Source organism: Bacteroidota bacterium, assembly GCA_018698135.1.
GTDB lineage: Bacteria > Bacteroidota > Bacteroidia > CAILMK01 > JAAYUY01 > JABINZ01.
In genome coordinates, this window is sequence record JABINZ010000102.1 from 1 (window position 1) to 12,728 (window position 12,728).

General features: G+C 36.0%; 6 protein-coding genes and 1 tRNA gene. 5 read left to right on the forward strand and 2 right to left on the reverse strand.

Annotated features, from left to right (window positions below; translation table 11 throughout):
* Positions 1 to 442: 442 nt before the first annotated feature.
* Entirely contained in the window at positions 443 to 1,666 is a 1,224-nt protein-coding gene (locus tag HOG71_06425; protein ID MBT5990472.1) for a hypothetical protein, read from the reverse strand.
* Between the two features lie 397 nt (positions 1,667 to 2,063).
* Positions 2,064 to 2,137: transfer RNA gene (locus tag HOG71_06430), tRNA-Asp, on the reverse strand.
* Positions 2,138 to 2,298: 161 nt separating this feature from the next.
* Between HOG71_06430 and HOG71_06435 the strand changes: the two genes are divergently transcribed.
* From HOG71_06435 to HOG71_06455, 5 genes are all read left to right on the forward strand, one after another.
* On the forward strand, positions 2,299 to 3,753 hold the full coding sequence (locus tag HOG71_06435; protein MBT5990473.1) for a hypothetical protein: 1,455 nt from the start codon (positions 2,299 to 2,301) through the stop codon (positions 3,751 to 3,753).
* Between the two features lie 224 nt (positions 3,754 to 3,977).
* The gene (locus HOG71_06440) at positions 3,978 to 7,064 is read left to right on the forward strand and encodes a PKD domain-containing protein (protein ID MBT5990474.1); all 3,087 of its coding nucleotides are present in this window, start codon (positions 3,978 to 3,980) and stop codon (positions 7,062 to 7,064) included.
* A gap of 41 nt (positions 7,065 to 7,105) precedes the next feature.
* Complete coding sequence (locus HOG71_06445) at positions 7,106 to 8,512, forward strand: PorP/SprF family type IX secretion system membrane protein (protein ID MBT5990475.1); 1,407 nt, start codon at positions 7,106 to 7,108, stop codon at positions 8,510 to 8,512.
* Between the two features lie 6 nt (positions 8,513 to 8,518).
* On the forward strand, positions 8,519 to 9,031 hold the full coding sequence (locus HOG71_06450; protein MBT5990476.1) for a T9SS type A sorting domain-containing protein: 513 nt from the start codon (positions 8,519 to 8,521) through the stop codon (positions 9,029 to 9,031).
* 18 nt (positions 9,032 to 9,049) lie between these two features.
* Positions 9,050 to 12,728: hypothetical protein (locus HOG71_06455; GenBank protein ID MBT5990477.1), on the forward strand; the 3,679-nt coding region annotated here is incomplete at its 3' end.

The following is a 12,728-nucleotide window of genomic DNA, read 5'->3' on the forward strand; positions in this document are numbered from 1 at the left end:
CTCATAGGATTGACCTGAAAGGAGAGTCTTTACGAAAAGATATTTTGAAGAATTTTGAATGATTTTTTTTAACATTGTATGTTCTTATAGAGTGGCACCATTAGACCGAAATGAGTGGCACGGTTACTCCGAAATACCCATTTGTTTGCAATTGCCCCTTTTATTGGACTTTTAAACTCCTTATTGCTAATTGCATTAAGAATTTTTTCTTGAACAAGTTGAATCTCGTCAAGCTGTCTTTTCGGTATCAAAACTAATTGATCGAAAGACGAATCTAAAAAATCTTTGTTTTTCATTACGATTAGATTTAAAATGAATTAAAATAAAAAACGCAATTTAAAACACTGTTTTTCAGTCGATTAGCAAATTTTTAAAATATTTTTAGGGTAGCCTAAAACAAAAAAAGTTTTAGGTTATGTCTTTGTGTAGATTGATAGAAATACTATCTATTTTTCTTAATAACATTCTCGACAGTACTTTTAAGATACTTATTAAAACTGCCATATCTGTCTGAAGAGTCATGCTGATCTTCATTGTCTAATACTTGCATCTCAGAACAAATAACACCAGTTATTGTATATCTGACATGATTGCTAATAGTAGGATGTTCTTCGTACAAAACATCATAAATAGCACAAATAACAGCATCTCTAAAGCTTAATGTTTCAGATTTATTAGATGGATTTTTAATTAAACTGCTTATCATTTCATCAAAGGTTGAGAATAATTCAACCCTAAACTCATTAGTCTTTTCAACATCTGATTCAGAAAGTTGTAATTGCTCCTCTTCCTCTTTTTCTTCATCATGTCCAACTAAAATATTAATTATTGGGTTCATGTTTATTTTTGTGAAATCAAGTTCAAAATTACCATCACCTTTTTCCTGAATACTATTTTCCAGTTCTTCTATTGGTAATTTGACTGAAGTTTTTATAAGTAGGTCTAGTATTTCTATCTCGTTAGGTGGTTTTTCTGTATTTTCATATAACGATATTTCAAATTCATCTTCACATACATCAATCTTTACTAGTTCTTCATTGAATGCAATAAAGTATGGAAGAGTTGCTTCTTCTTGTTCAAAGTCGATATTAACCTTTTTCAGTTTACCTTCATTCTCAATGAAATATTCAAATTTCTCAAAAGTTAATTCAGGAGACTGAAAGCGTAAACCATCTTTTTCACTAAAAGATGCTTTAGCAGGAGGAATTTTATCTACAATTTGCTGTATAATTTGCGGACGGAATGCCTTATTAACAGCTGAATTTAGTCCTTTCTCCAAAGCTTTTGCAATCAGTACTGGGATTATTGATATAAAAGTTGTGAGCTTATTTATTATTATTTTATAAACTAACGAATGCTCTTTTCCTTTTAGCATTACTCTTAAGTTCAATAGCAATAAAAGAAGAGACAATTTATTATATGTATTACTGAGTTGAAATTCTTCAAAATTGCTGCATAATATTACTTTATAAAAAGGAGAGTTCTTCTTATACAACTCTAACCTTGAATAAATACTCATTATTTGTTGTCTTGCAGGATTTTCCGGATTATCAATTTCTGTTATTACAGGTAACTTTTCTAACAATTCTTGTTCATAAACGATACTAGATTGTAATGTTTTCAAAACATCTTTAACATCAACATTTGTGTTATCTCCAATTGTCAACAATTGCTCAATACTTGAATAAAATTCAAACTCCTTGTCTGAAAATATTTCTAGATTTATTTTCTTTGTTTCATGCATAGCATCAAATTAATTTTTTATTAAAATAATATCTAACCAAATTATGAAGTTCTTTAAAATACAATTGCAAACCGTTTGGGCATTAATTCAAATTGTTAGCCCGTGACCTTGTCAAGGTAGAATTGACTAACGATTACAAAATTACTTAATTTGATTGAGATTCTATATTTCACGAGGATTTGAAATGAAGGGTTACGTTCGTTGTTTTGTGTGCAAAACTGTGTGTAAAACAAAAATAGGCTAAAGTTTCCAACAGCCTATCTCATTGATTTATATAGAGTTAATTAAAGAAAAAGCCTTGATTTCTCAAGGCTTTTAGCGGTCTGGACGGGATTCGAACCCGCGACCCCATGCGTGACAGGCATGTATTCTAACCAGCTGAACTACCAAACCATTATTTTCTGCTTCCTATTTAGCGTTTTAAATAGCGCTGCAAAAATAGATTAATTTTTAATCTCCAACAATTTTTTTAAAAATAAATTTATGCATTCATTTACAGTCTACTTGCATGATTCAGAGCAGCATTCTATTTTTGCTTTGTATTTAACCAGCCTATGAACTTATTAGAAAGCGACCTTTACCTGATTAGCCGGTTTGTTTTTGCCAATCCAAAAGAGGTTTTTGTATTGGATCCCGGCAATGTTTGTATTAGCAATGTAAAAACCGGATTGCATTTTGTACGACAGCGAAAAGAAGTAGAAAGCCTTGCCAAGCTCAATAAAAGCTACTTTTTGATCAATATTTCAGGAGCCAGCACTTTCAGTTTTCCAATTGATTTTTCAAAAGTTGAGGGACTTATCTCCTTCAATAAAAAAGTTGAAACATCAACCGACTTTTACCATACACAACTTCATTATCACACAGATGATAGTGGTCGATTGAAATGGATATTATCTGAGAAATACACCCGTGGTGATTTTTTATCTGATACAGACGAGAATAAAACACTGGTTGATGTAAATAATTTTTTCTCTGTATTTCCTTTTCTAATCAACTTTATTCGCCTGAAATTAGGCTTTATTGGAAGCGTTGCAAAAGGTCGAATGCAGGTGTTACTAAAAGAACGCTATTTATTCTCATTCCTTGAAAACAAGCAATATGAGAGTTTTTCAGTCAATATTCGACCTTCTTTTTCGAGTGGGGTTATTCTTGCAAAATATTATACCAATAATAAATGGATCTTTTCTGCTAAAAGAGGCTTTAATGTCAAAGGGAGAAAGAAGCTAGCCAACGAACACGCTATTCTTCAAAATCTAAATTCCAAAAGATTTGAACACCTTGAAGTTCCTGTTTCAAAAGAATACCCAGATGGCATGCTGCTGACTTACAAGTCAACTTTTAAACAAATGGGTTATTTTGGGATCCAAAAGCTAATTAACGAACGTTTTAATAAAGCTGTTTTTGAATATATTCAACTAAAGCAAGATGAGCAGGAAATCAAAAGCTTGATAAAAGATAGCCGAATACCCGAAATTCTTGATCATTTAAAAACAATAATCGAAAAAAAGAAGTTTCCCAGAGGACTTAGCATCATTAATTATGTCAAAGTATTTAAGGAATTGGTTCTTGTCCTGAATGGTCTTGACATGAAACAAACAGTGCCCACTTCACTAGTAAACGTGGACCTGACACCTTCAAATATTGCTTACACCAAAGAAAGAATACATCTCTTAAAATGGGAAAATGCAGATCCCAAATACCCCATACTATTCGATCTTTTTGAATATTCGTTTGCTTATATAGAAGATTTTGATTCCCCTGATATTGAATACCTTACAAATGATTTAGATGCATTACGAAATTCTGAACAAGTTGAAAAATTAATTGAAAAAACGGGATTGGATTTCAATTTGCAGCTTAGTCTATTCGCATTGCTTCGGTTTAGCCCAGAAATGCTCTTATTTTTGGATAAAGCAGTTTTGCCTCCTGAAAGGAATATTAAATTATATATTTGGGCAGCGTTCTTTGAAAACTTAAATGCTAAAAAAAACAGTCTTTTAATTAGCTAATATTTACTTGTAATCTTTCCCGGTTGCAACACTTATTAACCTATTGTTTATGAATTAAATTCCTTATAAAATGAGAATTAGACATATTTGCATTTTTCTTAGTAACTTGCATTGTTTAAGCTATTTTAGATAAAAAAGGAATTTTTATACTAGTTTAATTATTTGTTTTGAAAACTCCTGGTAACAATACTACTTCAAAAAGTATCAAATTAAAAATACAATACATGAGAAAGTTAATACTTGCACTATTTTTTGTTGGCTTTTTTGCTCTTGGCGCAAGCAGTCAAACAGTCGCAGAATTTAAATTTAACACCGCCTGCTTTGGCGACTCAACAACTCTCACCAGTCTGGCAACAAGTACAAACACAATACTCCAGCTAAACTGGGATATTGATAGTAATGGCTTATTTACAGATGATACAGGAGCCGTTGTAAAATGGCTATTTCCTGCTTACCAGTCATACACTGTTGGCTTACAGGTCATTACAAATGTTGACACCGTTGTTATTTATAAAACTGTTTTAACTCGTGCACAACCAACTGCTAACTTCAATATTGATTTTCCTAAACAATGTTTGAGTAGCAATTTCTTTACGTATACAAATGCATCCTCTTTGGCTTCAGGATCCATGACTTATTTTTGGGATTTGGGCAATGGTGTAACTTCTAATACAGCAACTGATACCAATTGCATCTATTTTTCTGCAGGCACATTTTCAGTCAAGTTAATTGCCACCTCAGATTCAGGATGTATGGATTCAATAACTCAAAATGCAGAAGTACTAACAGCATCAGTTGTTGATTTTATCGCCAACGACACCTCACAATGTTTGCTCGGTAATTCTTTTTTATTCACTGACAATTCGCTCATGTGCGATCCTGTTTTAAACTTTTCATGGGATTTAGATGGCGATGGTGTTTTTGGGGACTCCGTAAATCAAAGTCCATTAACCCATATTTTTACTACACCTGGGAACTACCAGATAGGATTTAAAGTAACAACAACACTTGGTGGTGTAGATTCCATCTATAAAACCATGTATGTATATGCCACACCAGCCTCCTCGTTTGCTTTCACAACCGATTCAGGCCAATGTCTAGCAGCTAACAGCTTTGCATTCAATAATACAACTGTTTTGGGAGGCCCTGGCAGTGTTTCGTATCTTTGGAATTATGGTGATGGTGACACTTCTACTGCTACCAATCCACCTGTTCATACATATCTGACACAAGCAGCTTTTCCTGTCAAACTTCTGGCAACCAGTGATATGGGCTGTATTGATTCAACAATCATGAATGCAAACATATATCCTCAACCAGTAGTTGATTTTATTTTTGCTGATAGTCTGGCATGTACTGCCGATACCTTTAAAATGACCAATAATTCTACTATCCCATCCCCATGGGTATTAACTTATAATTGGGACTTTGGAGATGCATCAACTGATACAGCTCAAAACCCATCACATAATTACATTGCCAGTGGCAATTATACTGTAAAATTGATTGCCGTATCAGATAGTGGATGTTCTGATTCCATTACGAAAATGGCTTATGTGTATGCCACTTCTGTTGCTCGATTTAACACAAACGACACTGATCAGTGTTTATCTGGAAACGCCTTTACATTTATCAATAATTCCATTAGCTGTTCTCCTGTTGTTTCTATTGAATGGGATTTTGATGGAGATAATATAGCTGATGCATTAGGCGATACGGTAAATTATTCATTTGTTACTTCAGGAATTTTTGCCATCGGAATGAGGCTTACCACAACTACGGATACCGATTCAATTTCAATGAATATGATGGTGTATCCGGATCCTGTTGCAGGATTTACTGTTAATGATTCAACTCAGGCTCTTGGAGGAAATAGTTTTATTTTCACAAATACATCCAGTATTACACCTCCTTCAGCTTTAACATATCTTTGGAATTTTGCCGATGGAGATACATCTTCTACTGCTAGTCCAACTCACAGTTATCTTGCTATTGGAACTTATCCTGTTAAACTCAATGTAGTTAGTGTCGATGGTTGTTCCGACTCCATAACAAGTAATATGTATGTAAACTCACCACTAAATTTAGGCTTTATTTCTTTTGAAGTTTGCGATGGAGATTCTATGATATTTGTGGATACAACCATCAGTGGAAGCCCAATTCTTTCAATTGATTGGGACATGAATAACGACAATGTATTTACCAATGCCACAGGGCCAATTGTAAAATATTTATTCCCTTCTTTTGGAATTTACAATGTAGGAATGATGATAACCACCGCTTCTTCAGTGGATACTATATATAAAAGTGTTACCGTAAATGAAATACCTATTGTTGACTTCTCCTTTACTGAAGCATGTCAGGGAGTTGCCACTTCTTTGCTTGATCAATCTACTATTGTAAAAGATACCATTGTCAAGTATTATTGGGATTTTGATAACGATGGAAATCCAGATGATAGCAACACTAACGCGATTACTAATTTTGCTGTTGCCGGTACCATTTTAGTAGGTCATGCAGTGGTTACTAACAAAGGATGTTTTGATTTTGTTGTAAAGCCCGTTAAAGTTAATTTCCAACCAAGTGCAGATTTCAGCTTTTCTGATAATTGCATTGGAGACTCGACCTTGTTTACCAATAACACTGTGATACTCAATGACACTGTGATCAATTATCTATGGGATTATGGAGATGGAACAGACGCCATTATTAAAGACAACCACAGACATTACTATGCGCTGGATGGAACTTATGCAGTCCGATTAATTACCCTTTCAAACAAAGCTTGTCGCGACACTGTTACCAAAAGTGTAACTATACATCCTTCACCTGCTTTAAATTTACTTTTCAGTGGAGATACTACTTTTTATAGTGGTTCAAGCGTAACCATTACAGCCGGACCAGGCCCATACGATAGTATTTTCTGGTCAACAGGACAAACATCTGCAGCCATCATTGCAAATTCTGCTGGAGTTCATACAGTTCGTGTAGTAGATACGAATAACTGTTCAGCCGAAGATTCTACATTGATAAGTCTTATCAATGTCACAGAGTTCAAAGCCAACGAAGTGTTAACACCGAATGGAGATAATATCAATGATTTGTGGATCATATACGATTTGCCTTTTTATGCACCTGTTGAGGTTAACATTTACAACAGATGGGGTGACGTAATGTATAGCAGCACCAATTACCAAAATGATTGGGATGCTACTTTCAATGGTCAAAAACTTCCTGAAGGCACCTATTATTATATCATTAGAACAAAAATTGACGATGTTCAAAAAGGAAGTTTAAACATCATTCGATAGTCAATATTCAAAATATTTGTAAGAACCTAAATTCTCAATACATGAAAAAGCACGGAATTCTGATCGCACTAATAATTGGCATGAGCATTTCTGTTTATGCCCAGAAATTACCGCTTAACAATCAATATTTGATTAATAAATATTCCCTCAATCCATCCTATGCTGGCTTGGAATCAGGAATAAATGCATTTGCCGGTTATAGAAATCAGTGGGTTGGTGTAGAAGGTACACCTATAACAAAAATGTTTTCAGCTCACTCCGCCTTAGGAAATAAGATTGCCATTGGTGGGGAAATAATCTCTGATCAGGAAGGCATGTTTACCCGACTATATGCAGGGCTTACATATGCCTATCAGCTAAAAGTTGCTGATGAGCATATCATTTCTTTCGGACTTTCAGGCCGTTTATATGAACACAGCATTAATCTTAATGATGTGGTAATTGACAATCCACTTGATCCGGTTTTAGACAATCGTGTTACACAAAACGAAACAGTTTTGAATGCAGGTGCATCTGTCCTTTATAATTTTAAAGGTTTGTATGTTGGATTTAATGCTCCTTATTTATTAAACAACAGAAGTAGGTTCAATTCTGAGAATAATATTGACGAATATTTATTGAGAAGACATTATGTGGGACATGCCTCTTACGACATCACCATTACCGATGACTTTAAAATTGAACCATTTGGAATTGTGCGTTTTACTGAATATGCTCCTGTTAATTTCGAATTTGCTTCTCTTTTTAAATACAAAGAACAAGTTTGGCTTGGAGCCTCTTATCGTAGAGAAGGTAACATTGGACTGAGTGCGGGATTCAATGTCAATAAAAAAATGGCTCTTAATTATACCTATGAAATGATGGGAAAAGGTATGACAGCTCAATCCGATGGAACACATGAGTTTACATTGGGATTGTTTTTAGGAAGAGGAATCAAGAAAATCAAAGAAAACCAACTTGCTCTTACCGAAAAGTCTGACTCACTTGCATCAGAATCGAAAAAATTGAAAGATGAATTGGTAGAAGAGCAGAAAGCTGCCGCAGCAGAAAGAGCCAAGGCAATTGCAAAAATTGATCAATTACAGCAACGCTTAAGCGATGCAGAGCTGGAAATGGCCAATATTAAGAACTATACTGAAGAGCAAAAAGCTGCCAAAGAAAAGGAAATTGATGAGGAAATTTTAGATATTGAAAAGCAATTGCAGGAAGTTGGCGGACAATTCTTTGTTGTCGTAGAAGCGTTTAAGATTCCTGAAAATGCCGAAAAATCTATCGAAATTTGGCGTATTAAAGGTCTTGAAGTAAAAATGATTTATAATGAGGTCAGAGACTTCTATTATATATATGTAGGAAAGTACCCAACCTATAACGATGCATTACGTGTAAAGAGTACACTGAAAGATAATGCGGTGTTTGGTTGGATATATTTGTGGAAAAATTCAAAATAATAATTCATGAAGAAATTCTTCGGAATTACTCTTCTATTATTGCTGATCATTAATTTGCAAGCACAGGAACTTGCTCCTGTTGTTATAGCATCGGCAGGGAGAGATGTATCTAATGGAGAAAAACGTCTTGCTTTTACAGTTGGAGAATTAGTCGTTTCTACTGAAAGTAACGGCAATTATACACTCACACAAGGCTTTCATCAGCCTCCAAGTTTGTATTTCACCAGTGTTAATACAACTATTGATGCCGAAATCAGCATTAATGTTTTTCCCAATCCAACCAGGGATATTGTAAACATTAGTATACGTAGCGACAATTTAAGTGAGCAATGTCAGGTAGACTTATATAATTTATATGGGCAAAAGCTAAGTCCATCATTGAAACGTTTTTCAACAACTGATGGGGAAAATATATCAATTGATTTATCAAGTGAAGCACATGGAGCTTATTTTATTCGAATCCATGATCCAGTTTCTCAGAAGCACTTCACTGATTTCAAAGTAATTAAGATTAGATAATTTTTAAAGAATTATACGATGAAAATAAACGTACAAACCAGCGTACATAAAATAGTGATCCTCTTTATTCTGAGTGTCATGTCTTTTGGACTATTAGCACAATCAATTCCAAAAGGTTTTAATTATCAAGCAGTAGCAAGAGATAACGATGGCCGAGCTATCGTTAATAAAAATCTGGTTGTAGAAGTTTCAATCCGATCAGGATCTGCCTCAGGTATTATCGAATGGCAGGAAGGACACAATGTAAGAACAAATGATTATGGTCTTTTCAACCTTATTATTGGCAATGGTGTTACAACTGGAAGCGGTTTGCTATCAAGCTTTAAAAACATTCCTTGGGGATCCAATTCCTATTTTCTGGAAGTGCGGGTTGACTTTGGCAATGGCTTGATAAACATGGGTACAACAAAATTTTTATCGGTGCCTTATGCGCTTTTTGCTGATTCTGTTAAAAATTATCCCCAACCAAGTGTGCTCAGTCTGGACACATTAAAAGCTTTGGAAATTCAAGCTAATAGTTTGAAACTAAAAACAGGTGCAGCAAATGGAGCTGTATTGATTTCTGATTCTTTTGGAAATTCAAGTTGGCAAATTGCTGGTGGCGATGTAAATGGAAATTACGCTAACCTAACTGTAGTTGGTATTCAGGGAAATCCTGTTTCAGCTGGTGTGCCAATTAATGGCCAAATTTTAAAATGGAATAGCCTGAGCAGTTCATGGGAAATAGCAAGCGATAATGTGGGAATTACTTCAATTAGCGGTGGTGCTGGCATTACAGTAAGTGGGACAAATATTGATGCAGATTCAAACAAAGCAATTTGGAATGCCAATCAATTACAGGGTTCTATGCTAACAAATATAGCTCCCAGCGCAGATGGGCAAGTTTTAAAATGGAATACCTTAACCTCTACATGGGAATTGGGTGTCGATAACAATACAGCAACCATTTATAATGCTGGAAGCGGTATGACACTTAATGGCTCAACTTTTAATGCTGATAGTAATCGTGCTTTATGGAATGCAAATCAATTATATGGTACCGCTATCACAAGCACACTGGCTCCTGCAGATGGCGAAATTCTCAAATGGAATGGAACATCAAATCAGTGGGAAGCTGCTACTGATGGAGGAAATACCTATACATCAGGAACAGGAATCACCATTACAGGAACAACTATTGATGCGAATGCTTCTACTTCCATGTGGAATGCAAATCAAATTAGTGGAACAGCTGTAGCCGGATCTATTAGCCCTGCTGATGGAGAAATTCTAAAATGGAATGGGACATCCAATCAATGGGAAGTAGCTGCAGATGCAGGAACTACCTATACAGGTGGTTCAGGAATTGATATTACAGGAACAACAATAGATGCAGACACCGCAGCCCCAAAATGGAATGCTAATTTACTATATGGTACTGCTATTTCAAACACCTTAACTCCTGCAAGTGGTGATGTTCTCAAGTATATTGGTACAGAATGGGTCGCTTCAACAGATAATGTTAATGCCTATGTTGGAGGAACAGGAATTACATTAACTGGATTAACTATAGATGCCGATAATGAAACAGCTTTATGGAATGCTCGCAAACTTCAAAGCGTTAGCATTTCATCTGCAACTCCCGGAAACAATCAGGTTTTATTATTTGACTCAACAGCAGGTGTTTGGAAACCTGCAACTTTTGCAGTTACAGGTGCAACAACTTTTGTTTCCGGTGCTGGAATGAATATTAGTCAGACGGGTTCCACAGTAACTTTTACCAATACTGGTGATACCAATAGCACTGACGATATTACAAACTCAACTGCAGCTGGTGGAGACCTTTCAGGTACTTATCCAAATCCATCAGTCATTGGCTTGCAAGGACAAACTCTTACTGCAACAGCACCTTCTATTGATGGGCAAATTCTTAAATGGAATAATATAACCAGCACCTGGGAATTGGGTGTTGATAATAATACAGGAACAACATACACCGCTGGTAATGGAATTGATATTACGGGCACAACTGTTAGTACTGTTATATCTTCCAACAGTGGTTTAGCATTTAATGCTGCTGAATTAGAAGTAAATCCAGGTACTGGCTTATCACTAAGCGGAGGATTACTGAATGCACAAACAACCATTGCTCAGTGGAATGCTAACCAACTTTATGGAACTGCTGTTTCAAGTGGTCTTGCTCCATCTGCAGATCAGGTGCTAACGTGGAATGGAACTTCCAGTCAGTGGGAAGCAGCTACTGCCAGTGGTGCTACTTACTCAGCTGGTGCTGGAATGACGCTTACTGGTACTACTTTCGATGCAGATAGTAACAGAGCAATTTGGAATGCAAACCAATTATATGGAACTGCTGTTTCAAATACATTAAGCCCCGCAGCTGGTCAAGTTTTAACATGGAATGGAATTTCCAATCAATGGGAAGCTACTACAGCTAGTGGAGCTACTTATTCAGCAGGATCAGGAATGACGCTGAACGGAACTACTTTCGATGCAGATAGTAACCGAGCAATTTGGAACGCAAACCAACTTTATGGAACCGCTGTTTCAAATACTTTAAGCCCTGCAGCTGGACAAGTATTAACTTGGAATGGAACATCCAGTCAATGGGAAGCGACTACTGCCAGTGGATCTACTTATACAGCAGGATCAGGAATGACACTGAATGGAACCATTTTCGATGCGGATAGTAACCGAGCAATTTGGAATGCAAACCAATTATACGGAACCGCTGTTTCAAATGCCTTAAGCCCTACAGCTGGACAAATATTAACTTGGAATGGAACATCCAGCCAATGGGAAGCCGCTACAGCAAGTGGATCTACTTATTTAGCTGGATCAGGGATGACACTTACAGGAAATACTTTCCATGCCGATAGCAATAGAGCTATTTGGAATGCAAATAGTTTGTATGGAACAAGCATTGATCCTTCTTTAACACCTTCAGATGGGCAGGTATTGAAATGGAGTAATACGAATTCTCGATGGGAAGCAACAGCTGATGCTGTAAACACTTATACTGCTGGAAATGGTATCAATATTTCAGGAACAACCATAGCAACTGCCCTTTCATCAAACTCAGGATTGGCTTATAATGCAGGTGAACTGGAAGTGAATCCAGGCACTGGTTTAACGCTTAGTGGTGGACTTCTGAATGCACAAACAACCATTGCTCAGTGGAATGCAAATCAAATATATGGTACAGCGGTTTCCAATTCATTAACTCCTACAAATGGAGATATCCTTAAATGGAATGGAACAAGTAGTCAGTGGGAAATTGGAACCGATAATGCAGGTTCAACCTACACAGGAGGTACAGGAATTACGATTGCTGGAAGTGTAATCAATGCAGACAGCAATGCTGCCATATGGAATGCAAATAGCTTATACGGAACAAGTATTAATCCTTCATTGACACCTTCCGATGGTCAAGTGTTGAAGTGGAACAATACAAATTCTCAATGGGAAGCTACTGCTGATGCAGTAAACACCTATACTGCTGGAAATGGTATCAATATTTCAGGAACGACCATAGCAACTGCCCTTTCATCCAATTCAGGATTAGCCTATAATTCAGGTGAATTAGAAGTAAATCCAGGTACTGGCTTAACTTTAAGCGGAGGATTGCTGAATGCGCAAACAACCATTGCACAATGGAATGCAAACAAGCTACAAGGAGTTGATGTCAATAATACAGCAC

Coding starts and splice junctions, on each gene's coding strand:
- HOG71_06450 (MBT5990476.1), top strand. CDS start 8,519: ATGAAGAAATTCTTCGGAATTACTCTTCTATTATTGCTGATCATTAAT.
- HOG71_06445 (MBT5990475.1), top strand. CDS start 7,106: ATGAAAAAGCACGGAATTCTGATCGCACTAATAATTGGCATGAGCATT.
- HOG71_06435 (MBT5990473.1), top strand. CDS start 2,299: ATGAACTTATTAGAAAGCGACCTTTACCTGATTAGCCGGTTTGTTTTT.
- HOG71_06440 (MBT5990474.1), top strand. CDS start 3,978: ATGAGAAAGTTAATACTTGCACTATTTTTTGTTGGCTTTTTTGCTCTT.